The organism is Microbacterium sp. SORGH_AS_0862, from assembly GCF_030818795.1.
GTDB lineage: Bacteria > Actinomycetota > Actinomycetes > Actinomycetales > Microbacteriaceae > Microbacterium.
Genome location: NZ_JAUTAY010000001.1, coordinates 3,250,914 through 3,272,154 on the forward strand (window position 1 = coordinate 3,250,914; position 21,241 = coordinate 3,272,154).

A 21,241-nucleotide genomic window follows, 5' to 3' on the forward strand; every position below is an offset into this window, starting at 1 on the left:
GGGCGATTACGCTCGGGACATGATCGTCCTGCTCGCCGTCCTTCTGCTCGTCAACGCGGTCTACAACGTCGTGGTCTGGCCTCGCTTCTACGGCCGCGTGGCGAAGGATGCGCGGGCACGCGACGCCGCGGGACGCCCGACACGGTTCCTCATCGTCCATGCGGTGCTGATCGGCACCGCTCTCGTCCTGGCCGTCGTGTCGGCGGGCGCGGCGGTGTGGGCGCTCGTGGCCGGCTGAGCGCCTACGCTGTCTCGGTGGCCATCTCGAAGATCCTGCTGTACTACCGGTTCACCCCGATCGCCGACCCCGAGGCCGTGCGTCTGTGGCAGCGCGACCTCTGCGAGCTGCTCGGGCTGCGTGGCCGCATCCTCATCTCGCGGCACGGCATCAACGGAACGGTCGGCGGAGAGCTCGGCGCGGTCAAGACCTACGCGCGCAAGACGCGACAGTACGAGCCCTTCCGCGGGCTCGACCTGAAGTGGTCGGAGGGCACCGGGCTCGACGACGCGGGGCGGAGCCTCGACTTCCCGAAGCTCTCGGTGAAGGTGCGCGACGAGATCGTCACCTTCGGCGCTCCCGACGAACTGCGCGTCGACGCGGACGGGGTGGTCGGCACCGGTACGCACCTGACCCCCGGTGCTGTGCACAAGCTCGTCGAGGAACGCGGCGAGGACGTCGTCTTCTTCGACGGACGCAACGGGTTCGAGGCCGAGATCGGACGTTTCCGCGGCGCCGTGGTTCCAGATGTCTCCACGACTCGGGAGTTCATCGCGGAACTCGACTCCGGGCGATACGACCACCTGAAGGAGAAGCCGATCGTCACGTACTGCACGGGCGGCATCCGGTGCGAGGTGCTTTCCAGCCTGATGACGGCACGCGGATTCCAGGAGGTCTACCAGCTCGACGGCGGCATCGTCCGATACGGCGAGACCTTCGGCAACACCGGGCTCTGGGAAGGGTCGCTCTACGTCTTCGACGGCAGGCAGGCGATGACCTTCGGCGCCGACGCCGAGCACATCGGCCGTTGCACCGGATGCGGCGCACCCACCTCCCGGATGATCGACTGCGCGGTCGTCGGGTGCCCCGATCGCGTGGTGCGCTGCGAGGCGTGTGGAGGCAGCACGGCGTGCAGCCATCATCCCGAGCTCGTGGCGGGCTGAGCGGAACGCCTGAGAAGATGGAGGGATGTCCTCCACTGACGCCGCGCCCCCTCGTTACACCGTCGCGACCGACGGGGCCTGCAAGGGCAACCCGGGTCCCGCGGGCTGGGCATGGGTGGGTGAGGACGGACAGTGGGCCGCAGGCTCGCTTCCGAGCGGCACGAACAATATCGGCGAGCTGCTGGGCCTGCTCTACGCCATCCGGGATCACTTCGAGGTGCCCGAGCTCATCGTGCAGGCGGATTCGATGTACGCGATCGACACCTACACGAAGTGGATGGACGGTCATGCCCGTCGCGGCTGGGTGACCTCGGCCAAGAAGCCCACCGCCAACCGCGACATCCTCGAGCAGCTCATCGAGGTGCGCGACGCGCGGCGTGCGGCGGGGCTTCCCGACGTCGTGCTCGAACACGTCCGTGGACACCGAGGGCATCGCCTCAACAGCTGGGCGGACGAGCGCGCCGTCCGTGCATCCCAGCACGCGGCCAAGGGGGAGGAGCTCGTGTGGACGTCGCTGCGCGGCCTGGAGTCGCTGGATGTCAGCGTGGATCCGCCGCGCAGCGCGGGCGACCGCGCCCGCTGAGCACCTCTCGCGCATCCGGTCGACGCACGCCAGGATGGGGGCGTGCATACCCTCGACAACCCGCTGATCGTCGCTGATGCCGCCGCGTGGCGTGCGTGGCTCGACGAGCACGAGCACGACGACGGGGGAGTGTGGCTCGTGCTCGCGAAGAAGGGCACGACCGAGCCGACTGCTCTCGGATACGACGGTGCTCTGGATGAGGCGCTGTGCAGTGGGTGGATCGACGGACAGAAGCGCGGGCGCGATGACGCCACGTTCCTGCAGCGCTACACACCGCGGCGCCGTGCCTCGCTGTGGTCCCAGCGCAACCTGACGCTGGTCGCGCGTCTGATCGAGGAGGGGCGGATGCGGCCGCGCGGGCAGGCGGAGATCGACCGCGCCAAAGAGGACGGGCGGTGGGAACGCGCCTACGCCGGGTCGGCGACGATCGAGGTGCCGGACGACCTCCTGGCCGCTCTCGCCGCGCAACCCGCGGCGGCGGAGCTCTTCGAGCGCCTGGACGCGACGAACCGCTACGCGGTCCTGCACCGGGTGGCGACGGCGACGCCGTCGGCGCGGGCGGGGCGAGTCGCGCGGCTCGTCGGGATGCTCGCGGAGGGCAAGACGCCGCATCCGCTCGGGGAGCCGCGTGGTCCCCGGCTCACGTAGGCTCGGATCATGCTCGCAACCGTCATCCACGCCGCCCGTGACATCCGCGTCGAAGAGGTCCCGCGACCGCAGCTCTCCACGGGGCGCGACGCGGTCGTCCGCGTCGTCGCGGCGTGCGTGTGCGGCTCGGATCTGTGGCCCTACCGCGGGGTGACGCCGACGGAGCGTCCGCACCGCATCGGTCACGAGTTCGTCGGTGTCGTGGAGGAAGTCGGCGACGCCGTCGAGAACGTCCGTGCCGGCGACTTCGTCATCGCGCCCTTCTACGTGTGCGATGGAACCTGCGTGAACTGCCGCAACGGTGTCAGCACCTCCTGTCTCAACGGCGGATGGTGGGGCGCTGACGTGCGCGAGGACGGCTTCGCCGATGGCGGTCAGGGCGAGTTCGTGCGCGTCCCTCTTGCCGACGGCACTCTCGCGGTCGTTCCGGGCCCGGTCGAGCCCGACGAGATCCCTGGTCTGCTGACGCTGAGCGATGTCATGGGCACGGGCCACCACGCCGCGGTCTCCGCGGGAGTGGGCCCCGGCGACAGCGTCGCGGTCGTCGGCGACGGTGCCGTCGGTCTGTGCGCGGTCATCGCCGCGAAGCGACTGGGCGCCACGACGATCATCGCGATGTCTCGTCACCCCGAACGGCAGGCGCTGGCCCGCGAGTTCGGTGCGACCCACATCGTCGCAGAGCGCGGCGAGGAGGGCATCGAGAAGGTGCGTGAGCTGACCGGCGGCATCGGTGCCGACCGCGTCCTCGAGTGCGTCGGCACGAAGGAGTCGATGGACCAGGCGCTGCGCTCGACGCGCCCGGGCGGGATGGTCGGCTACGTCGGAGTCCCGAACGGGGGCCCCGAGCTGCCCGTGCGCACCATGTTCGGCTCGAACGTGGGCGTCAACGGCGGTGTGGCGCCGGTGCGCGGCTACATCGAGGAGCTCCTGCCCGACGTCCGCTCGGGAGCGATCCGTCCCGGCCTCGTGTTCGATCTCGAGCTTCCGCTCCGCGAGGCAGCCGATGCCTATGCCGCGATGGACGAGCGCCGGGCGACGAAGGTCCTGCTGCGTCCGTGAGTCGACGCGTGGTGCGCCCGGCGGGCGGGGGAGTGAGCGAAACGGTGGCGACAGGAGACGAGACGATGGCCCAGGCACAGGCGACGACCTGGCTTCTCGTCGACGGCGAGAACATCGACGCCACCCTGGGCGGGTCGATCCTCGGGCGTCGCCCGCAGCCCGACGAGCGCCCGCGCTGGGACCGCCTGCTGGCTTTCGTCGAGCGCACCTGGGGAGGGCACGCGCGCGGGCTCTTCTTCCTGAACGCCTCCACGAACCTGCCGATGACGTTCGTCCAAGCACTGACGGCGCTCGGCTTCGAGCCCGTCCCGCTGTCGGGCCCGGCGGACGCGAAGGTGGTCGACATCGCGATCCAGCGCACACTGCGGGCGCTTCGCGAACGCGACGACGACGTGGTGCTCGTCAGTCACGACGGCGACTTCGTCGAGGATCTCGCACCTCTCGCCGACGGAACGCGCCGCGTCGGAGTCCTCGCGTTCAACGAGTTCCGCAACACCGGTTACGCGGCGCTCGGCGGAATCACCTTCTTCGACATCGAGTACGACGCGCAGGCGTTCGACGCACCCCTGCCCCGCATCCGCGTGATCCCGATCGACGAGTACGACCCCACGCAGTTCCTGCGCTGAGCCAGGAACGCTTCAGACGCCGGGTGTGCGCGCCCAAGCGATCAACTGGCTGCGGGTCGGCAGTTCGCCGTGAGCCACAGCAGTCTGGCGAACGTAGCTCATCGCGTCGAACTCGAGATCGACGTCGATCACGTCAGCATCCAACCCGAGCGCGTCCGCGAAGGTCGGCCATACCAACTCTTCGTGCGAGTGTGTGGCGACGTGGATCTTCGGTGCGGATCGCCAGTTCACCCGCACCTCGGCGCTCTGGCGTGCGAACCATGCCATTCCCTCTTCGGAGTCGACGATCTCGAAGCGGATGCGGCCCTTCGTCCTGCGCAGTGCGGTGAGAAGCTCCTGCCACGCTGACCGCTGCGCGCCGTCCCGCCACCCGGACGCGTCGCCGAAGAACCCGCGGAGGTTCGTCTCGTACGCCCACCGACCTGTGGCGAAGCCCTGGAACCGCGCGACACGGCCCGTCCCCTCACGCCGGATCGGGTCGTGGAGGATGCAGTATCCGTCGTGCGCCGCGACGCGGATGTACCTGTCGAGCTCGTCACCGACGTCGTCTGTCGTGATCGCAACCCGTGCGAACGAGTCATTGGCCATGGCGCCCCCTGTCGCTCGGTCTCGCAACATGATGGCAGGACCGAGGGTCCGGTCGTGGGGCTCTGTGGAGAGTGCGCTCTGAGTCAGAGCGACAGCTGGTAGTGGATGAACCCGCTGCGCGTCGCCACCTGGTCATACAGTGCCCGAGCGCGGGTGTTCGTCTCAGCCGTCAGCCAGTAGATCTTGGCGCAGCCCGCATCCGTCGCCCGATCCCGCACGTGGCCGATGAGTGATCGGCCGGCGCCCGACCCGCGCGCGCCGGGGGAGACGAACAGGTCCTCGAGGTAGCAGTAGTCGCCCCTGGACCAGGTCGCCTGGTGGGTCAGCCAGTGCACGAGTCCGACCGCATGTCCGTCCTGCCAGGCGATCGCGCCGTCGAGTCCGGATGCGGGATTGACGATGCGATCGAAGGCGTATTGCGTGACGTCGTCGGAGAGTTCCGTCTCGTAGAACTTCAGGTATCCCTGCCAGAGCTCGAGCCAGACGGCGTGGTCTTCGGTGCGAACGGTGCGGATCTCCAGCATCGGACCAGCATAGAGCGGTCGACGAGGAGGAATCGTGTGGCGCGCTCACTATTGTTGGACCGAGGCTAACAAAGGAGTGAAGAATGCTCGACATTGTGACGGTGGGTTTCGCGCCAGCCCTCGTGCCCTACGAGCGCGCGTGGGCGCTGCAGAGGCGCCTGCACGCGGAGGTCGCCGCGGGCGCACGGGGGGACACCCTGCTGCTGCTCGAACATCAGCCCGTGTACACCGCAGGTACGCGCACGGAGCCCGCCGAGCGACCGGTCGACGGGACCCCGGTTCTCGACGTCGATCGCGGGGGCCGCATCACCTGGCATGGGCCGGGCCAGCTCGTGGGCTATCCGATCGTGCGTCTGCCGGATCCGATGGACGTCGTGGCGTACGTGCGCCGACTCGAGCGTGTGCTGATCGCGGCCGTCGCCGATCACGGCGTCGATGCGCACCAGGTGCCGGGTCGCAGCGGCGTCTGGGTCGTGGGCGCTGCGGGAGCAGACAAGCTGGCGGCGATCGGCGTGCGCGTCGAGCGGGGTGTCACCATGCACGGCTTCGCCGTCAACTGCGACAACTCTCTCGCACCGTTTCGTCGCATCGTCCCCTGCGGGATCACGGATGCCGGTGTCACGACTCTCAGCGACGCCGCCGGCCGCTCGATCTCGCCGCAGGAGTTCGCGGAAACGGCCTCCCATCGGTTCCGGCTGGAGTATGCGGAGGTGACGGCGTGAGCGCACCGGAGGGACGGCGGCTGCTCCGGCTCGAGGTCCGCAACGCCCAGACGCCCATCGAGCGCAAGCCCGAGTGGATCAAGACGAAAGCGCGCACCGGGCCCGAGCACACCGCGCTGCGCGAGCTCGTGAAGACGGAAGACCTCCATACCGTCTGCCAGGAAGCCGGCTGCCCCAACATCTATGAGTGCTGGGAGGATCGCGAGGCGACGTTCCTCATCGGGGGCGCACAGTGCACCAGGCGCTGCGACTTCTGCCAGATCGACACCGGCAAGCCCGCCGACTACGACACCGACGAACCGCGCCGAGTCGCCGAGAGCGTGCGACGGATGCGGCTGCGTTATGCGACGGTCACGGGCGTCGCCCGCGATGACCTGCCGGATGAGGGTGCGTGGCTTCACGCGGAGACCGTGCGCCGCATCCACGCCGAGAACCCGGGGACCGGGGTCGAGATCCTGTCCACCGACTTCTCGGGCGATCCGGATCTTCTGGATGAGGTGTTCTCCTCGCGACCCGAGGTCTTCGCGCACAACGTGGAGACCGTGCCGAGGCTGTTCGCTCGCATCCGGCCGGCTTTCCGTTACGAGCGCTCCCTGGGGGTTCTCGCGAGGGCGCGGGCCGCGGGGTTGATCACGAAATCGAACCTGATCCTCGGCATGGGAGAGGAGCCCGACGAGGTGCTCCAAGCGCTGCGCGATCTCCGCGACGCGGGTACTGACATCGTCACGATCACGCAGTATCTCCGACCGACGCCGCGTCACCTGCCGGTTTCACGGTGGCTGAAACCGCACGAGTTCGTCACGATCCGTCAGGAGGCGGAGCGGATGGGCTTCCTCGGCGTGCTCGCGGGCCCCCTGGTGCGTTCGTCGTACCGTGCCGGACGCTTGTGGGCCCAGTCGATGCGCGCCCACGGCCGCCGGATCCCGACGGAACTCGCACACCTGCTCGAGGGTATCGACGCCGAGGGGCAGGGCTTCGCGCAAGCCGTCTAGGAGATACCCCCGTCCGGCTCAGGCGCGCGAGCGACGTCGGAAGGTCAGGTGCATCACTCCGTTCGGCGCGGCCTCGCCGGTCGCCTCGTAGTCCGCCTCCCAGCCGCGCAGATCGTCCCAGAGGCGGATGCCGCCACCGAGGATGATGGGCGAGATGCCCACGTGCAGGTCGTCGACGAGTCCTTCGCCGAGGAACGCCCGCGCCGTGCTCGCGCCGCCGCCGATCCGCACGTCCGCTCCGCCCGCCGCGTCGATCGCCTGATCGAGAACGGCTGCTGGCGCTCCCTGGACGAAGTGGAACACCGTGCCGTTCGCCATCTCGATCGTCGGACGCTCGCGGTGCGTGAGAACGAAGACGGGGACCTCGAACGGAGGCTCGTCCTCCCACCAACCGCGCCAATCGGGGTCGTCGCCGTGCAGATGCAGGCCGAACATCCCGGCACCCATGATCTCGGCGCCCACGCCCTCGAAGTAGCGCGCGGCGTACGCGTCGTCGACGCCCGCCGTTCCCGAGCCGCTTTCATCGTGGAGCACGCGGTGGCGGAAGGTGCGTGTGGCGACGTACGCGGCGGTGAGTCGCCCCCAGTCCTCGCCGAACGGGTTCTCCGGCGTCTGGTCGGTCGTGGTGGCGAAGCCGTCCAGAGAGATGTTGAGGTCGAGGCGCACGCGAGTCACACTCGAGGATCCGGCCGAACGGAGCGGGTGTCAACATCCGGCCCGGCGAAGGGATGCGGGAGTGTGCTTGCCGGGGTGGCGGATGCGGGGCACGATGGATCTGGCGAGGCACGCGCGCCAGAGGGAGTACGGCATGGTGCTTCGGGTGCGGGGGAGCTTCCGACGCGCCATCCGGACCTGCGCGGATGCGGTCTCCGGCGGAGCCTTCCTGACGCGTTGGAGCGCGCTGTTGTCGTTCGTCGTCGCAGGCACGGTCAGCGTGCCCACGGTCGGCGATGCGACGCTCGAGGGCTACGCGGCGGCGGTGCTGGTCGGTGCGCTCGGCTGGATCGCTCTCTCGATCATCGTGTTGCCGGCGGCCGCGGCCGAACGGCGGCTGACGTCACCTCACGCGCGGGCGATCGTGGTGCTGGGGCGCTTGTCGCTGCGGCGGTCGTGCGCGCCCCCGTCAACAACGCCGTGAGTCTGCTGCTGTGGGACACACCCACGACGGGTGCGTGGGGTCCGCGAACGCTCACCAACGTCGTCACGACCCTCGTGGTGTTCGGCATCGTCGGCGTCGCGACGACGCAGTTCGCGCGGCGCCGACTCGTCGCTCGGCGGCTGGCTGACGCTCTGGAGCTCATGCGTGCGCGCCTGGAGCGCGCCCAGGAGCGTGTGGCGCAGACTCGCGAGCTTCGGGCGCAGACGGTGATCGACCTGCGCGCCGGTCGGGACGCGATGCTGAGCGGTCACGTGGACTTCGACACCGTGCGGGCGTACGCCGTGAAGGTGCGCGAGAGGAGCCACCGGCTGGCCGAGCTTGCGGACGACGAGGGTCTTCCCGCGGAGACGTCCGCGCCCGGGACAGAGGCTGCCGCCGCGGGTGGGTCACGGCTCGTTCTGATCCCGATGCCGTGGCTCGTCGTCGCGCTCGTCTACAACATCGCCTCGCTGCCCTTTGCGTTCACTGCCGGGCCGCCCGCGGTCGTCGGGCTCGGCTACCTCGGCGTGTGCCTGCTGGACATCGCCGCGGGGGCAGTGACCCGTCTTCCTCGCCTCCGGGGGCCGACACCCGACTCCGTGCGGCCGGTCGCGTTCATCGGGGCGTGGCTGCTGGCCGGAGTCGGCGTGGCCGTGATGACCTTCGCGCTGCTGCCGGATCTGAGGATGCTCAGCGTCGTCGGTGTCGTGGCGATCCCTGCGGCGGCGGTGGCGCTGTCGCTGTGCGTGGATGCGGTGCGCAGGGTGCGCTCCGCCGAGCACCGTGCCGCGCGTGTACTGGCGCGGGTGGCGCAGCGCGTCGCAGCGCGGCAGGCGCAGGCCGGTGAGCAGCTCATTCGCGCGTCGGGGCTGCTCCACGGTCGGGTGCAGGGACGGTGCGTGATCCTCGCCGCGCAGTCGGACGACGACCCACCGACACCGGAGGACCTCGCGGTGTTCCGTGACCAGACGGACGAGGCGTTCGATGCCATCCTCGAAGCAGTTCCGGATGCGGAGGGTGCCCCCGCGCCGGGCTTCGGAGGATCAGTCGAGGGTCTCCTGTCCGCCTGGAGCGGGGTCGTCACCACGACGCTCCAGGTCGACGCGGGCGCGCGTCTGGCCCTGACCGATCCCGGGACGGCCGCGCGCGCCGTAGAAGCGGTCAATGAAGCGCTGGTCAACGCTGTGAAGCACTCGGCAGCACGTGTCGCCGCCGTCGCGATCGCCGTGATGACCGACGATCGAGTGCGCGTTCGCGTCTCGTCGCGGGGCGCTCTCGCTGCTGGCTCGGGGCGTCCGAGAGGATTGGGGACGAGAGGCGCCAGCGTGGCGATCAGTCAGCAGGGCGAAGACGTCGTCCTGGACTGCGTCCCCCCCCCCGCCGCCGGCTGACGGAAAGGAGGGTTCCCTCGGGCCCGCCCGCCGAGCGAGCTCGCCGGATACTGAGACGCGGGAGCGGGCGCCCTCAGGCCGATACCGTCGCCTTCCAGCCGAGAGCCGGTGCGACGTACTTCGCGAACGACTCGACGACGCGGAGATTGAACTCCACGCCCAGTTGGCTGGGGATGGTGAGCATCAACGTGTCGGCGGACCGGATCGCCGCATCCTGCAGCAGCTGCTCCACGAGCACATCGGGCTCCGCGGCGTACGTCTTGCCGAACGTCGAGCGTATGCCGTCGATGATGCCGATCTGATCGCCGCCCTGCGAACCGCCGAAGTACATGGCGTCCTCGGCGGTGGTGATCGGGAAGATGCTGCGGCTGACCGAGACGCGCGGCGTTCCCGCGTGGCCCGCCTCGCGCCACGCCGCACGGAACGCGTCGATCTGCTGCGCCTGCAGCAGATCGAAGGGCGTGCCGTCTGCCTCGGTGAGCAGAGTCGAGGACATGAGGTTCACCCCGACGCGTCCCGCCCATTCAGCGGTGTCGCGGTTGCCGGCTCCCCACCACACCCGCGAGCGGAGCCCGGGGGACTGCGGTTCGATCGCCTGCATCCCGGTTCCGCCGCCGAAGGGGCTGTTCGGGTCGCGCTCGGCGAGCGGCTCGCCGTCGATCGCGCGCAGGAACAGATCGAAATGCCGACGCGCGATGTCGGCACCCCGAGGGTCTTCGGAACCCGTGTATCCGAAGGTCTCGTAGCCGCGCACCACAGACTCGGCCGACCCGCGGCTGACGCCCAGCGCGAGCCTCCCGTCGCTGATCAGGTCGACCGCCGCCGCTTCCTCGGCCAAGGAGAGGGGGCTCTCGTAGCGCATGTCGATCACGCCGGTGCCCATTTCGATGCGCGAGGTGCGTGCGGCGATCGCGGCGAGAAGCGGCATGGGTGAGGCCTGCTGACGCGCGAAGTGGTGAACCCGGAAGTAGATGCCGTCGACGCCGAGCTCGTCCATACCCACCGCGAGGTCGATCGCCTGCAGCATCGAGTCGCGCGCGGTGAGGATGCGGCCGCCGCCGAGGGGGCCGTAGTGCCCGAAGGACAGTGTTCCGAAGCGTTCCATGTCGTGGACAACGATACGGAGCGAGGAACCATTCCGATGAATCGATCTCCTTCTTCTTCGCGGCCCGCATACCGCGTCGTCGTGCGTAGCATGGCAGCACGTCGACGAGCGGGAGGTGCCATGGTCCGCGTCCGCGTCCTGGGAGTGGCTCTGGATCCCGCGCAGGAACACGTGATCCTGCTGAAGCCTGTCGCCGAACCGTGGGACAGGATCCTCCCGGTGTGGATCGGTGCCCAGGAGGCGACAGCGATCCTCGTGGCCGTGCAGGGGGCTCCGTCGCCGCGCCCGCTGGCCCACGAGTTGATGCTCTCTATCGTCGAGGAGTTGTCCGCGCGTGTCGAGCGGGTCGAGGTGACACGCATCGACGACGGCACCTTCTACGCCGCAGTCACGCTCGACACCCCACTGGGCGTTCGCGTCGTGGACGCCCGACCGTCGGACGCCATCGCGTTGGCGTCCCGGGCGGACGCTCCGATGTTCGTCGCGGACGACGTCATCGCGGTGGCGGGCATCGCCGACACCGTCTCGGAACAGCCGGATGCGGCCTCGGCGCCGGACGAGGACGCGCGCATCGCCGAATTCCGCAGCTTCCTCGACGAGGTCGAGCCGGACGATTTCGAGGACTGAGCGCGGTGGCTACGCTGGCGCCATGACAACGCTCGTTCTCACCGTCATCGGCGTCGATCGTGCGGGCATCGTGTCTGCGGTCGCCGAAGTGATCAGCGCGCACGGGGGCAACTGGGAGAACAGCGAGCTCGCGGAACTGGCCGGCACCTTCGCGGGCGTCATCCAGGTCGACGTCGCTCCATCCCGTGCCGACGAGCTGCGAGACGCGCTGAGCATCCTGGAGGGGCTGGCGAGCATCGTGGTCGTCACACCCGGACGACCTCTCGCGCCGCAGAGCGAGCTCGCCATCCGCGTGATGGGCAACGACCGTGTCGGAATCGTGCGCGAGGTGACCAGCGCGCTGGCTGAGCGCGGCGTCAACGTCGTCCGGATGACCACGCAGACACAGGATGCGGCGATGTCGGGCGGTCGCCTCTTCCATGCGGAGATCGTGGCAGCGGTCCCCGCGGAGACGTCCGTCGCGGAGATCGTGGTGAGCCTCGAGTCGATCGCTGCGGACATCCAGGTGGAGGTCTCCGTCACCCAGAGCGGATGACGGCAGTCAGTCGTCCTGAAGCGACTCCGACGTCTCGTCGGGAGCACGCTCCCCGGACGTCGGCTGCTCCGGCGCCTCGGCGGGCGGTTCCGGGGTCGGCGTCGTCGTCGGCGCCGGTGACGGTGTGGGCTCGTCCGTCGGCGACGGAGTGGGCGCCGGGGTGGGAGCGGGCGTGACCGGCGGCGCGGGAGCGGGGGCAGGAGCCGGGGCGGGCTGCGGTACCCGCCCGACGGTCGGTGGCATGCCCCGCTCGCGACGGGACGGGGGCGCGGTGTCGTCCGGCGCCGGAGGCTCCGCGATCGGGGTGGGCTCCGTGCCGATCGCCGCCTCCAGCGATGCGGGAGCGCTCAACGCGACCGGGGGCAGCGCACGGTCGGTGCTGGCCGCGCGGGGTGAGGTCGCGGCGTCGGCGCCGGTGAGAGCGAACGCGCTCAGGCATGAGAGCACGAGCGCACCTGCCGACGCGACCATCGCGGTCACGAGCGGTCGGGGCGCGGGCATAGAAGACTTCCTTCGGTAGATCTACCGGCGTTCGGGGTCCTTCCATCATTCTCCGGACGTGAGGAGACGTCAACGCGAGCCCGCGCTGCGGCGAGAGCCCGACAGCCGGATGGCCCGGTCATCCGCCGAAAACGTCGTGCGGTACATCTCCCGATCTTGCAAGCCCGGCCCGCATGTCGCGTCCGCTTCGTACGCTGGACGCATGGCAGAACATCACGCAGATCACCGCGCCGAAGCGAAGCGGGAGAACGCGGGGCGTATCCCCTCGATCGCCCTCAACTCTGGTCACGACATCCCGCAGCTCGGGTACGGCGTCTTCAAAGTCGACCCCGCTCAGACCGAGAGATTCGTCTCCGAAGCCCTCGAACTCGGATACCGGCACATCGACACCGCCGCGATCTACGGCAATGAGGAAGGTGTCGGACGTGCCATCGCCGCCAGCGGTATCCCGCGCGACGAGTTGTTCGTCACGACGAAGCTCTGGAACGACCGGCAGGCCGGCTCGCAGCCGAAGCAGGCACTGGAGGAGAGCCTCACCAAGCTCGGTCTCGACCACGTCGATCTGTACCTGGTGCACTGGCCCGCGCCGGCGAACGACAACTACGTGCACGCGTGGGAGAAGCTCGTCGCGTTCAACGAAGCCGGACTCGCCCGTTCCATCGGCGTCTCCAACCACCTCGTGGAGCACCTCGAACGACTCGTCGCGGCGACCGGCAAGGTGCCCGCCGTCAATCAGATCGAGCTGCACCCCGCGTACCAGCAGCGCGAGGTCGTCGCCTGGGCTAAGGACAACGGGGTGCACATCGAAGCGTGGGGGCCGCTGGGGCAGGGCAAGTACGACCTTTTCGGCACCCCCGCGATCCACGATGCCGCGGCATCCCACGGCAAGACGCCCGCTCAGGTCGTCCTGCGCTGGCACCTGCAGGTCGGCAACATCGTGTTCCCGAAGACGGTCAATCGCGATCGGATGGCGGAGAACCTCGATCTGTTCGACTTCGAGCTCTCCGACGATGAGGTCGCCGCGATCACGGCACTCGACCCGGGTGACGGATCCGGCCGTGTCGGGACGCATCCGAACGACCTGAACTGACGCAGGCTCGGCCGTCAGCGCCGCAGGCGGATGCGGCGGGCGTGTGCTCGCCGCATCCGCGTGCTTCAGGCCTGCGTCGCGGCGCTCTCCCGGCGCGGGAGGACCCAGCCGCGGCGAGGGAAGTGGCAGGTGTATCCGTTCGGGATGCGCTGCAGATAGTCCTGGTGCTCAGGCTCCGCCTCCCAGAACGGGCCGGCCTGCTCGATCGTCGTCACGGCCTTCCCGGGCCACAGACCCGAGGCGTCCACATCCGCGATGGTGTCGCGGGCCACCTCCTTCTGCTGCTCGCTGAGGGGGAAGATGGCCGAGCGGTAGCTCGTGCCGATGTCGTTGCCCTGACGGTTCAGGGTCGACGGGTCATGGATCTGGAAGAAGAACGCGAGGATGTCGCGATAGGTCGTCTTGGCGGGGTCGAAGACGATCTCGACGGCCTCCGCGTGACCGGGGTGGTTGCGGTAGGTCGCGTGATCGTTCTGCCCGCCGGTGTAACCGACGCGTGTGTCGAGAACGCCAGGCTGACGACGGATGAGGTCCTCCATGCCCCAGAAGCACCCGCCCGCGAGTACGGCGGTCTCGGTGCCGGGGATCTGCGTGATGGTTCCGTTGTCGGTGGTCATGCTGACTGCTCCTTGTCGGACGGATCGTCGCCGCGTGATGGCTTTCACGAGTGTAGATCCGCCTGTCTGCGATGCGGCCGGTCGGCGGCATCGACGGATACAACAACGCACCCGGCGGTTTTGGTCCCGCACCCGGCATCCGCCTCAGTGGCGGCGCGAGCGCAGCAGTCGCCCCCGCGTACGGGTGGGGATGATCGGGATCGGACGCGTGACGATCGCGTCAACGACCATGGAGCCGTTGGTCGGGCCCACGACGGGGATGGGCGTGGTCTCGGGGGAGACGTGCTCCCCGCGCGAGATGGGATCGCGGGCCAGGCGGCGGTGGGCGCGCACATACGCCGGGATCAGGACGGCCACGGCTCCGAGCCAGGCGAGCGGGTTGCTGAAGGCGACACCGGCGAACCCGAACGCGGCGCCGAGGGCGATCGCGGCGCCCACCCGCATCACGAGTTCGATCACCCCCGTGACGGTGGGGATCACGGTGTGGCTCAGGCCCTGGAGTGCACCGCGCAGGACGAACAGGATGCCGAGGAACGTGTAGCTCGCGCCGTTGATCACGAGGTTGAGCGCGGCGAGATCGACGACCTGCGGCGCGGTGTCTCCCACGAACAGGCGCACGATGGGTGCGCCGAACGCGATGAGCAGGCCGCCGAGCGCGACGGCTCCGCCGACGGCGAGCCAGGACGCTTGGCGCACACCTGCGCGGATGCGGTCAGGACGGCCGCCGCCGAAGTTCTGTGCGACGAACATGGACACCGCCAGCCCGAGGGACTGCAGCAGTGCGACGGCGAGTCCGTCGACGCGGGCCGCTGCGGTGTACGCGGCGACGGCATCCGCGCCCAGCTCGTTGAGCCGCACCTGCACCGCCAGCGTGCCGATGGCGATGATCGAGGCCTGGAATCCCATGGGCAGCCCGAGCCGCAGGTGCAGGGCGATGTCGGCGCGGGTGATCCGCCAGTCCGTTCGGCTCAGATGCAGGATCGGCACGCGACGGCGCACGTACGCCAGACACAGCAGGACCGACACGGCCTGTGACACGACGGTCGCGACCGCTGCGCCCGCGACGCCCCAGCCGAGAGGGCCCACGGTGAGCACGACGAGCCCGGCGTTCAGGAGGCACGCGACGGTGAGGAACACGAGCGGCGTGCGTGCGTCGCCGATGGCGCGGATGGTGGCCGCGAGGTAGTTGAAGAACATCGTCGCCGCGGCTCCCAGGAAGCTCACCTGCGCGAAGATGGTGGCGTTGTCGAGGAGCTCCGGGGGAGTCTGCAGGAGCTGGAGCAGGGGGCGCGACACCAGCGGCGCACCGACGGTGAGCACGGCGCTGGTCGCCGCGGTCAGCAGAGCGCCGGTGGCGACGGAACGTCGGACCGCGGCTGCATCGCCGGCTCCGAACGCCTGCGCGGTGGGAATGGCGAAGCCCGAGGTCAATCCCCACGCGAACCCGATGAGCAGGAAGAGCAGACTGCCCGTCGCACCGACGGCGGCGAGCGCGTCCACGCCAAGCTCGCGTCCGACCACGATCGCATCGACCACCTGGTACAGCTGCTGGACCACGTTGCCGATGAGCAGGGGGACGGAGAAGAGGAGGATGACGCGCCAGGGACTGCCGGTGGTGAGTGAGGTGGACATGGGAGAGCTCTCGAGATCGTGCGGGGATGAGCGCGGTGACAGAGACCGCATCCATCAGGATATCGAATCGATTCGAGAAGACGCTAGTGGTATGCGCGTCGCGGATGCCGTGGCCGCGTGCTCCCGACGCGATCCCCCTCGGCGCGGCGCGTGCTCTAGCGTGAGGGCATGACCACCGAGACTCCGTCGTCGACCATCGCCGAGCGCGCGACCAGGCTCCGCGAGCTGCATGCCGCATCCGAGATCCTGCGTGTCGTGAACGTGTGGGACGTCGTTTCGGCGCGGGCGGTGCTCGCCCTGCCCGAGACCCGCGCGCTCGCCACGGCCGGGCATTCGATCGCAGCGACGTTCGGCTATGACGACGGCACCATCCCGCTGGAGACGACGCTCGACATGGTCTCGCGGATCGTTCGAGTGGCCGGTGACATTCCCGTGAGCGCAGATCTCGACGACGGTTACGAGAGTCCGGGAGACACCGTTCGTCGCGCCATCGGCGTGGGCGTCGTGGGAGCCAACGTCGAGGACAGGTTGCGGCCGCTCGAAGAGGCCGTCGCGCGTGTCGCTGCGATCACGGCGGCGGCGGATGCGGAAGGCGTGCCGTTCGCCCTGAATGCCCGTACCGACGCGTTCGTCCGGGCGGGCGGGCGCCCCGTCGAGGACTCCATCGCCGATGCGATCGAGCGCGGCCGCGCCTACCTCGACGCCGGCGCCGACGTGGTGTTCGTCCCCGGCATCCTGGACGCCGCGGTCGCCCGCCGTCTCGTCGAAGGTATCGGGGAGCGGAAGGTGAGCGTCATCGGGCTTCCCAGCGCGCTGACGGCGGGTGAATACGAGGCGCTGGGCGTCGCGCGTATCTCCTACGGACCCACCACGCAACGCGTCGCGCTCACCGCGCTCCAGGATGTCGCCAAAGAGCTCTACGCCGACGGATCCATCCCCGCCTCGACCCGCGCGCTGAACTGAGCGGCGCCCCGATCAGCGCCATGAGAGGTGGGAACGGGTCGGGAGGCGCGCGAGCCGAGCTCGCCGCGCTCGCGCGCGACGCGGGCGGCTTCCGAGTGGCGGAGCTTCCGGCGCCGGCGCCGACGGATCGGGCGGCGGCCGTGCTCATGCTGTTCGGTGTGCTCGATGTGCTCCCCGCGGCCCGCGCCGCGGCAGACGAGGCGGTGTCGGCCGACCTCGATGTACTGCTGCTGTCGCGGGCGGCGACGCTGCGCGCGCATCCCGGCCAGATGGCATTCCCCGGAGGCCGCCTCGAGGCAGGCGACGACGGCCCCGTCGCCGCGGCACTGCGCGAGGCGCGGGAGGAGACCGGTCTGGATCCCGCGGGCGTCGAGGTCCTCGGCGTTCTTCCGGCCCTGCCGCTCGCGTTCTCGCAACACGTCGTCACGCCCGTGCTCGCCTGGTGGCGCAGTCCCTCACCGGTGAGCGTGGTGGACGTCGCCGAGTCGGCGGCAGTCTTCCGGGCTCCGGTCGCGGACCTTCTGGATCCCGCTCGTCGGGGCGTCACGGTCGTCCGACGCGATGGACGAGAGTGGCGCGGACCCGCGTTCGTGGTGCACGACGCCGCGGACGAGTTTCTCGTCTGGGGCTTCACCGCTCTGTTGCTGGACGCCGTCTTCGATCGCCTCGGGTGGACGGAGCCGTGGGATCGGTCGCGCGAATTCGCTCTGCCGATGTGATGCGTCAGACTCGACGCATGTCGCTGCCTCTGGATCTGCCCGACGGCGCGCAGCTGCGCGCCGCCCGCCCGGGAGACGAACCCGGGATCCTCGCTCGGATCCACGATCTCGCGCGCTATGAGAACGAGCCGGATGCGGTGGCGAACTCCGTGGAGGCGCTCACGGAGGCGCTCTTCGGGGACGAGCCGCGCGTCTCGGCGCACGTCGTGGAACGTGCCGGCGACATCGTCGGCATAGCGATCTGGTTCCTCACCTACTCCACGTGGACCGGCCGGCACGGGATCTGGTTGGAAGACCTCTTCGTCGCCGAGTCGGAGCGCGGGCGGAGCTTCGGCCGAGCGTTGATCGGATCGTTGGCCGCGCTCTGCGTCGATCGCGGGTACACCCGTCTGGAGTGGACGGTGCTGGACTGGAACGCGTCCGCGATCGCGTTCTACCGCTCGCTGGATGCGGCCCCGATGGCGGAGTGGACGACGCAGCGCCTCACGGGAGAAGCGCTGCGTCGCCTGGGCGCGGGCTGATCCGCGTCAGGCGGCGCCCCGTACGTCGCGCAGGAAAGCCGTGACGTTCTCGCGGAGGGCGTCGATGCGTCGCTGCCGCGCCGGCTCCCGGTCGAAACCGAGGTAGGCGGACGGCGGCAGGCGACGGACGTTGCGCGAGCACTCGAAGCCGGCGCAGACGAGCGTTCCCACCGTGTCGCCACGGCGACCGGCGTCGCCCGCGCGGCGGGCGACGAAGAGCACGACGTCGTTCGGCAGCTCGACGTCGTTGCACCACGCGCATTGGGCGCGCGTGCGAGGACGGCTGTCTGCCTCGCGCAGGATCACGCCAACGGGCCCGCCCTCGACCTCGGCGACGGCGTAGCCCATCTTCGGCTGCTTGGGATCGCGCCAGCCGAAGTAGTCCAGGTCGTCCCACGAGACCGTCTCGAGAGTCGGCGGGAGAAGAACGGCTTTACGTTCGCGCAGGGATGCGTTGACGAAACTGGCCCGGATGCGGGCATCGTCCAAAGGGTTCATGAAGGTGCCTTCGTGTGCGTGCCGCCGAAGCGGCGGGTGGACGTCGGCCGATCGCCGACGCAGATGCAGAGGAGCCCGTGGGGCTCGACCCTCATCTGTCGCCGGCGCGATGCGCGCCGGGGACCTCCTGACGCCCTGCGGGCTGCATTTCACGAATCACGCGCACCACTGTACGCCGTCGCCGGTGCGCGGGCGCCGTACCCTGGAGGCGTGCTCAGCCGTGCCCGTGGACGCGTCCTCTTCGCTGTCGCGGCGGATGTCCTTCTGGTGACCGTCTTCTGCGTCATCGGGCGCGCGAGTCACGACGAGTCGCCGCTGCAGGGTCTGCTTCTCACGGCGTGGCCTTTCCTGGGCGCACTCGTCGCCGGTTGGGGGATCGCGCTCGCCTGGCGTCGGCCGTTTGCCGTGCTCCGCACGGGGGTGCCCGTCTGGGTCGTGACCGTGGCCGGCGCGATGTTGCTGCGGATGCTGTCGGGTCAGGGGACGGCGCCCGCCTTCATCGTCGTGGCGTCCATCGCCCTCGGCGTGCTGCTGGTGGGCTGGCGCGCGGTGGCGGCGATGCTGCTGCGCAAGCCCGGCCGATCCGCGACGACCGCCGCGGATGAGAACATGAAGGCATGACCGAGAACATCGCCCCTTACGTCGACCACACGCTGCTCAAGCCCGAAGCCACCACGGCGGATGTCGAGGCGACGATCGCGGAGGCTGCGGCGCTCGGCGCCTACAGCGTGTGCCTGTCTCCCTCGGTCCTCCCGGTCAGCATCCCCGACGGGCTGAAGCTCGCCGTGGTCGTCGGCTTCCCCAGTGGCAAGCACCATTCGCAGATCAAGGCGGCCGAGGCCGCACTGGCCGCATCCGAGGGCGCAGACGAGATCGACATGGTGATCGACGTCGGTGCCGCGATCGAGGGGCGTTACGACGCGGTCGAGTCCGACATCCGCGCGGTCCGCGAGGCCGCCCCGGCGCCGGTCGTGCTCAAGGTCATCATCGAGTCGGCCGCGCTGAGCGATGAGGCGATCGTGGCGGTCTCGGAGGCCGCAGAGCGCGCGGGGGCCGACTTCGTGAAGACGTCGACGGGCTTCCACCCCTCCGGCGGCGCCACGGTGCACGCGGTGGAGTTGATGAAGCAGACCGTGGGGGACCGGCTGGAGGTCAAGGCCTCGGGCGGGATCCGCACACGCGCGGACGCCGAGGCGATGATCGCCGCGGGCGCGACGCGCCTCGGTCTCTCGAGCACGCGCGCCGTCGTGGAGGGTTCGGTCGCGTCGGGCTCGTACTGACGCGTGCGGCAGACGCCGCGGATCGATGACGCCGCATGACGGCGGTCTCTGGAGCGCTGGATCGCGGTGCCCGGCTCTGATAGCCTTGATCGTCACTCGTGTCGCGTGCCTGACGGTGCGCGCAGGGTGACAAGAATCCAGACAATCCGCTCCGTCCGTCGCATGCGCGTGCGTTCGGAGCCTGAGACCCCAATCCAACAAGGACTACCCACTACATGACTACCGCAACGACCGCCCCGGCCACCAAGCAGGTCGCGATCAACGACATCGGATCTGCCGAGGACTTCCTGGCCGCGGTCGAGAAGACCCTGAAGTTCTTCAACGACGGCGACCTCATCGAGGGCACCGTGGTGAAGATCGACCGCGACGAGGTCCTCCTCGACGTCGGGTACAAGACCGAGGGCGTCATCCCCTCGCGTGAGCTCTCCATCAAGCACGACGTGGACCCCAACGAGGTCGTCAACGTCGGCGACCACGTCGAGGCCCTGGTTCTCCAGAAGGAGGACAAGGAAGGTCGCCTCATCCTGTCGAAGAAGCGTGCGCAGTACGAGCGCGCGTGGGGCGATGTGGAGAAGATCAAGGAGAACGACGGCGTCGTCACCGGTCAGGTGATCGAGGTCGTCAAGGGTGGCCTCATCGTCGACATCGGCCTGCGCGGCTTCCTGCCCGCATCGCTCATCGAGCTGCGCCGCGTCCGCGACCTCACCCCGTACCTCGGTCAGGAGCTCGAGGCCAAGATCCTCGAACTCGACAAGAACCGCAACAACGTGGTCCTGTCCCGTCGCGCTCTGCTCGAGCAGACGCAGTCGGAGTCGCGCTCCAACTTCCTCAACAACCTGCACAAGGGTCAGGTCCGCAAGGGCACGGTCTCGTCGATCGTCAACTTCGGTGCGTTCGTCGACCTGGGCGGCGTGGACGGCCTCGTGCACGTCTCCGAGCTCTCCTGGAAGCACATCGAGCACGCCTCCGAGGTCGTCGAGGTGGGCCAGGAGGTCACGGTCGAGATCCTCGAGGTCGACCTCGACCGCGAGCGCGTCTCGCTGTCGCTGAAGGCGACCCAGGAGGACCCGTGGCAGGTCTTCGCGCGTACCCACGCCATCGGCCAGGTCACGCCGGGCAAGGTCACCAAGCTCGTTCCGTTCGGCGCGTTCGTCCGCGTCGCAGACGGCATCGAGGGCCTGGTGCACATCTCCGAGCTGTCGGGCAAGCACGTCGAGCTGGCCGAGCAGGTCGTGTCGGTGGGCGAAGAGGTCTTCGTCAAGGTCATCGACATCGATCTCGAGCGTCGTCGTATCTCGCTCTCGCTCAAGCAGGCGAACGAGTCGGTCGACCCCTACGGCACCGAGTTCGACCCGGCCCTCTACGGCATGGTCACGGAGTACGACGAGAACGGCGAGTACAAGTACCCCGAGGGCTTCGACCCCGAGACCAACGCCTGGAAGGAAGGCTTCGACGCTCAGCGCGAGGCTTGGGAGCAGGAGTACGCCGCTGCTCAGGGTCGCTGGGAAGCTCACAAGGCTGCCGTCATCAAGGCTCAGGAGGCGGAGGCCAACAACGTCGGCACCGTCGAGGCCAGCGGTTCGTCCTCCTACTCGAGCGAGTCGGGCCCCGCGGGCACCCTCGCCGACGACGAGGCTCTCGCGGCTCTGCGCGAGAAGCTGTCGGGTCGTTGATCGACTGACATCCTCATGAGAGAGGGCCGGGATCTTCGGATCCCGGCC

General features: G+C 69.4%; 27 protein-coding genes. 19 read left to right on the forward strand and 8 right to left on the reverse strand.

What is annotated here, in order from left to right:
• The first annotated feature begins 19 nt into the window (after nucleotides 1-19).
• The 6 genes from QE377_RS15995 (at nucleotide 20) to QE377_RS16020 (ending at nucleotide 4,077) form a co-directional block, all read left to right on the forward strand.
• Nucleotides 20-238 carry an SCO4848 family membrane protein gene (locus tag QE377_RS15995; protein ID WP_307325230.1) on the forward strand — a complete coding sequence of 73 codons (219 nt, stop codon included), beginning with the start codon at nucleotides 20-22 and terminating at the stop codon, nucleotides 236-238.
• Between the two features lie 17 nt (nucleotides 239-255).
• Nucleotides 256-1,161, forward strand: coding sequence for a rhodanese-related sulfurtransferase (locus QE377_RS16000; protein ID WP_307325233.1), 906 nt, complete (start codon nucleotides 256-258; stop codon nucleotides 1,159-1,161).
• 25 nt (nucleotides 1,162-1,186) lie between these two features.
• On the forward strand, nucleotides 1,187-1,744 hold the full coding sequence (locus tag QE377_RS16005; protein WP_307325236.1) for a ribonuclease H: 558 nt from the start codon (nucleotides 1,187-1,189) through the stop codon (nucleotides 1,742-1,744).
• 42 nt (nucleotides 1,745-1,786) lie between these two features.
• On the forward strand, nucleotides 1,787-2,392 hold the full coding sequence (locus tag QE377_RS16010; protein ID WP_307325237.1) for a YdeI family protein: 606 nt from the start codon (nucleotides 1,787-1,789) through the stop codon (nucleotides 2,390-2,392).
• A 9-nt stretch (nucleotides 2,393-2,401) separates the two neighbouring features.
• A complete protein-coding gene (locus tag QE377_RS16015; RefSeq protein WP_307325240.1) occupies nucleotides 2,402-3,451 on the forward strand; it encodes a zinc-dependent alcohol dehydrogenase family protein in 1,050 nt (349 codons plus the stop codon).
• 65 nt (nucleotides 3,452-3,516) lie between these two features.
• Complete coding sequence (locus QE377_RS16020; protein ID WP_307326065.1) at nucleotides 3,517-4,077, forward strand: NYN domain-containing protein; 561 nt, start codon at nucleotides 3,517-3,519, stop codon at nucleotides 4,075-4,077.
• A gap of 12 nt (nucleotides 4,078-4,089) precedes the next feature.
• On the opposite strand, the gene QE377_RS16025 is transcribed toward QE377_RS16020, so the two are convergent.
• Together QE377_RS16025 and QE377_RS16030 are read right to left on the reverse strand one after the other, a co-directional pair.
• Entirely contained in the window at nucleotides 4,090-4,665 is a 576-nt protein-coding gene (locus tag QE377_RS16025) for a hypothetical protein (RefSeq protein WP_307325243.1), read from the reverse strand.
• Nucleotides 4,666-4,748: 83 nt separating this feature from the next.
• Nucleotides 4,749-5,189, reverse strand: coding sequence for a GNAT family N-acetyltransferase (locus QE377_RS16030; protein ID WP_307325247.1), 441 nt, complete (start codon nucleotides 5,187-5,189; stop codon nucleotides 4,749-4,751).
• An 83-nt stretch (nucleotides 5,190-5,272) separates the two neighbouring features.
• Here QE377_RS16030 and lipB point away from each other — a divergent pair, with 83 nt between their 5' ends.
• On the forward strand, nucleotides 5,273-5,911 hold the full coding sequence (gene lipB, locus QE377_RS16035; RefSeq protein ID WP_307325251.1) for a lipoyl(octanoyl) transferase LipB: 639 nt from the start codon (nucleotides 5,273-5,275) through the stop codon (nucleotides 5,909-5,911).
• Entirely contained in the window at nucleotides 5,908-6,903 is a 996-nt protein-coding gene (gene lipA / locus QE377_RS16040) for a lipoyl synthase (protein ID WP_307325254.1), read from the forward strand. The genes lipB and lipA overlap by 4 nt, the downstream gene beginning before the upstream one ends.
• An 18-nt stretch (nucleotides 6,904-6,921) precedes the next feature.
• Here lipA and QE377_RS16045 read toward each other — a convergent pair whose 3' ends face one another.
• Nucleotides 6,922-7,578 carry a dihydrofolate reductase family protein gene (locus QE377_RS16045; RefSeq protein WP_307325257.1) on the reverse strand — a complete coding sequence of 219 codons (657 nt, stop codon included), beginning with the start codon at nucleotides 7,576-7,578 and terminating at the stop codon, nucleotides 6,922-6,924.
• Between the two features lie 133 nt (nucleotides 7,579-7,711).
• Here QE377_RS16045 and QE377_RS16050 point away from each other — a divergent pair, with 133 nt between their 5' ends.
• Both QE377_RS16050 and QE377_RS16055 read left to right on the forward strand, forming a co-directional pair.
• Nucleotides 7,712-8,041, forward strand: coding sequence for a hypothetical protein (locus tag QE377_RS16050; protein WP_307325260.1), 330 nt, complete (start codon nucleotides 7,712-7,714; stop codon nucleotides 8,039-8,041).
• Complete coding sequence (locus QE377_RS16055; protein ID WP_307325264.1) at nucleotides 8,014-9,432, forward strand: hypothetical protein; 1,419 nt, start codon at nucleotides 8,014-8,016, stop codon at nucleotides 9,430-9,432. Before QE377_RS16050 ends, QE377_RS16055 begins: the two co-directional genes overlap by 28 nt.
• Before the next feature lie 73 nt (nucleotides 9,433-9,505).
• On the opposite strand, the gene QE377_RS16060 is transcribed toward QE377_RS16055, so the two are convergent.
• A complete protein-coding gene (locus tag QE377_RS16060) occupies nucleotides 9,506-10,537 on the reverse strand; it encodes an LLM class flavin-dependent oxidoreductase (protein WP_307325267.1) in 1,032 nt (343 codons plus the stop codon).
• Nucleotides 10,538-10,657: 120 nt separating this feature from the next.
• Between QE377_RS16060 and QE377_RS16065 the strand changes: the two genes are divergently transcribed.
• Both QE377_RS16065 and QE377_RS16070 read left to right on the forward strand, forming a co-directional pair.
• A complete protein-coding gene (locus tag QE377_RS16065) occupies nucleotides 10,658-11,164 on the forward strand; it encodes a bifunctional nuclease family protein (protein ID WP_307325269.1) in 507 nt (168 codons plus the stop codon).
• A 22-nt stretch (nucleotides 11,165-11,186) separates the two neighbouring features.
• Nucleotides 11,187-11,699 carry a glycine cleavage system protein R gene (locus QE377_RS16070; RefSeq protein ID WP_307325272.1) on the forward strand — a complete coding sequence of 171 codons (513 nt, stop codon included), beginning with the start codon at nucleotides 11,187-11,189 and terminating at the stop codon, nucleotides 11,697-11,699.
• A 6-nt stretch (nucleotides 11,700-11,705) separates the two neighbouring features.
• Here QE377_RS16070 and QE377_RS16075 read toward each other — a convergent pair whose 3' ends face one another.
• On the reverse strand, nucleotides 11,706-12,200 hold the full coding sequence (locus QE377_RS16075; RefSeq protein ID WP_307325274.1) for a hypothetical protein: 495 nt from the start codon (nucleotides 12,198-12,200) through the stop codon (nucleotides 11,706-11,708).
• 202 nt (nucleotides 12,201-12,402) lie between these two features.
• On the opposite strand from QE377_RS16075, the gene QE377_RS16080 reads away from it, so the two are divergent.
• Nucleotides 12,403-13,290, forward strand: a complete 888-nt coding sequence (locus tag QE377_RS16080; protein WP_307325276.1) for an aldo/keto reductase — start codon at nucleotides 12,403-12,405, stop codon at nucleotides 13,288-13,290.
• Between the two features lie 65 nt (nucleotides 13,291-13,355).
• Here QE377_RS16080 and msrA read toward each other — a convergent pair whose 3' ends face one another.
• Together msrA and QE377_RS16090 are read right to left on the reverse strand one after the other, a co-directional pair.
• Nucleotides 13,356-13,907: a peptide-methionine (S)-S-oxide reductase MsrA gene (msrA, locus tag QE377_RS16085; protein WP_307325278.1), complete on the reverse strand. Its 552-nt coding sequence runs from the start codon at nucleotides 13,905-13,907 to the stop codon at nucleotides 13,356-13,358.
• A gap of 144 nt (nucleotides 13,908-14,051) precedes the next feature.
• Nucleotides 14,052-15,539: an MATE family efflux transporter gene (locus QE377_RS16090; RefSeq protein WP_307325280.1), complete on the reverse strand. Its 1,488-nt coding sequence runs from the start codon at nucleotides 15,537-15,539 to the stop codon at nucleotides 14,052-14,054.
• 168 nt (nucleotides 15,540-15,707) lie between these two features.
• On the opposite strand from QE377_RS16090, the gene QE377_RS16095 reads away from it, so the two are divergent.
• The 3 genes from QE377_RS16095 to QE377_RS16105 are packed head-to-tail and all read left to right on the forward strand — an operon-like array spanning nucleotide 15,708 to nucleotide 17,742.
• Complete coding sequence (locus tag QE377_RS16095) at nucleotides 15,708-16,502, forward strand: isocitrate lyase/phosphoenolpyruvate mutase family protein (RefSeq protein WP_307325282.1); 795 nt, start codon at nucleotides 15,708-15,710, stop codon at nucleotides 16,500-16,502.
• Nucleotides 16,503-16,522: 20 nt separating this feature from the next.
• Nucleotides 16,523-17,221 (forward strand): CoA pyrophosphatase, encoded by a 699-nt coding sequence (locus QE377_RS16100; RefSeq protein ID WP_307325284.1) that lies wholly within the window; start codon nucleotides 16,523-16,525, stop codon nucleotides 17,219-17,221.
• A gap of 17 nt (nucleotides 17,222-17,238) precedes the next feature.
• A complete protein-coding gene (locus QE377_RS16105; RefSeq protein ID WP_307325286.1) occupies nucleotides 17,239-17,742 on the forward strand; it encodes a GNAT family N-acetyltransferase in 504 nt (167 codons plus the stop codon).
• A 6-nt stretch (nucleotides 17,743-17,748) separates the two neighbouring features.
• Here QE377_RS16105 and QE377_RS16110 read toward each other — a convergent pair whose 3' ends face one another.
• Complete coding sequence (locus tag QE377_RS16110) at nucleotides 17,749-18,240, reverse strand: FBP domain-containing protein (RefSeq protein WP_307325288.1); 492 nt, start codon at nucleotides 18,238-18,240, stop codon at nucleotides 17,749-17,751.
• A 210-nt stretch (nucleotides 18,241-18,450) separates the two neighbouring features.
• Between QE377_RS16110 and QE377_RS16115 the strand changes: the two genes are divergently transcribed.
• The 3 genes from QE377_RS16115 (at nucleotide 18,451) to rpsA (ending at nucleotide 21,193) form a co-directional block, all read left to right on the forward strand.
• The gene (locus QE377_RS16115) at nucleotides 18,451-18,861 is read left to right on the forward strand and encodes a DUF3054 domain-containing protein (protein ID WP_307325290.1); all 411 of its coding nucleotides are present in this window, start codon (nucleotides 18,451-18,453) and stop codon (nucleotides 18,859-18,861) included.
• Nucleotides 18,858-19,520, forward strand: coding sequence for a deoxyribose-phosphate aldolase (deoC, locus tag QE377_RS16120; RefSeq protein ID WP_307325294.1), 663 nt, complete (start codon nucleotides 18,858-18,860; stop codon nucleotides 19,518-19,520). The genes QE377_RS16115 and deoC overlap by 4 nt, the downstream gene beginning before the upstream one ends.
• Before the next feature lie 215 nt (nucleotides 19,521-19,735).
• Nucleotides 19,736-21,193, forward strand: coding sequence for a 30S ribosomal protein S1 (gene rpsA / locus QE377_RS16125; RefSeq protein ID WP_234075368.1), 1,458 nt, complete (start codon nucleotides 19,736-19,738; stop codon nucleotides 21,191-21,193).
• Nucleotides 21,194-21,241 lie beyond the last annotated feature (48 nt).

Excerpts from the sequence above, each read along its gene's own strand:
- QE377_RS15995 (WP_307325230.1), top strand. The coding sequence starts at position 20 with ATGATCGTCCTGCTCGCCGTCCTTCTGCTCGTCAACGCGGTCTACAAC.
- QE377_RS16005 (WP_307325236.1), top strand. The coding sequence starts at position 1,187 with ATGTCCTCCACTGACGCCGCGCCCCCTCGTTACACCGTCGCGACCGAC.
- QE377_RS16015 (WP_307325240.1), top strand. The coding sequence starts at position 2,402 with ATGCTCGCAACCGTCATCCACGCCGCCCGTGACATCCGCGTCGAAGAG.
- QE377_RS16020 (WP_307326065.1), top strand. The coding sequence starts at position 3,517 with ATGGCCCAGGCACAGGCGACGACCTGGCTTCTCGTCGACGGCGAGAAC.
- QE377_RS16025 (WP_307325243.1), bottom strand. The coding sequence starts at position 4,665 with ATGGCCAATGACTCGTTCGCACGGGTTGCGATCACGACAGACGACGTC.
- QE377_RS16030 (WP_307325247.1), bottom strand. The coding sequence starts at position 5,189 with ATGCTGGAGATCCGCACCGTTCGCACCGAAGACCACGCCGTCTGGCTC.
- lipB (WP_307325251.1), top strand. The coding sequence starts at position 5,273 with ATGCTCGACATTGTGACGGTGGGTTTCGCGCCAGCCCTCGTGCCCTAC.
- QE377_RS16050 (WP_307325260.1), top strand. The coding sequence starts at position 7,712 with ATGGTGCTTCGGGTGCGGGGGAGCTTCCGACGCGCCATCCGGACCTGC.
- QE377_RS16060 (WP_307325267.1), bottom strand. The coding sequence starts at position 10,537 with ATGGAACGCTTCGGAACACTGTCCTTCGGGCACTACGGCCCCCTCGGC.
- QE377_RS16065 (WP_307325269.1), top strand. The coding sequence starts at position 10,658 with ATGGTCCGCGTCCGCGTCCTGGGAGTGGCTCTGGATCCCGCGCAGGAA.
- QE377_RS16070 (WP_307325272.1), top strand. The coding sequence starts at position 11,187 with ATGACAACGCTCGTTCTCACCGTCATCGGCGTCGATCGTGCGGGCATC.
- QE377_RS16075 (WP_307325274.1), bottom strand. The coding sequence starts at position 12,200 with ATGCCCGCGCCCCGACCGCTCGTGACCGCGATGGTCGCGTCGGCAGGT.
- QE377_RS16080 (WP_307325276.1), top strand. The coding sequence starts at position 12,403 with ATGGCAGAACATCACGCAGATCACCGCGCCGAAGCGAAGCGGGAGAAC.
- msrA (WP_307325278.1), bottom strand. The coding sequence starts at position 13,907 with ATGACCACCGACAACGGAACCATCACGCAGATCCCCGGCACCGAGACC.
- QE377_RS16090 (WP_307325280.1), bottom strand. The coding sequence starts at position 15,539 with ATGTCCACCTCACTCACCACCGGCAGTCCCTGGCGCGTCATCCTCCTC.
- QE377_RS16095 (WP_307325282.1), top strand. The coding sequence starts at position 15,708 with ATGACCACCGAGACTCCGTCGTCGACCATCGCCGAGCGCGCGACCAGG.
- QE377_RS16100 (WP_307325284.1), top strand. The coding sequence starts at position 16,523 with ATGAGAGGTGGGAACGGGTCGGGAGGCGCGCGAGCCGAGCTCGCCGCG.
- QE377_RS16105 (WP_307325286.1), top strand. The coding sequence starts at position 17,239 with ATGTCGCTGCCTCTGGATCTGCCCGACGGCGCGCAGCTGCGCGCCGCC.
- QE377_RS16110 (WP_307325288.1), bottom strand. The coding sequence starts at position 18,240 with ATGAACCCTTTGGACGATGCCCGCATCCGGGCCAGTTTCGTCAACGCA.
- deoC (WP_307325294.1), top strand. The coding sequence starts at position 18,858 with ATGACCGAGAACATCGCCCCTTACGTCGACCACACGCTGCTCAAGCCC.
- rpsA (WP_234075368.1), top strand. The coding sequence starts at position 19,736 with ATGACTACCGCAACGACCGCCCCGGCCACCAAGCAGGTCGCGATCAAC.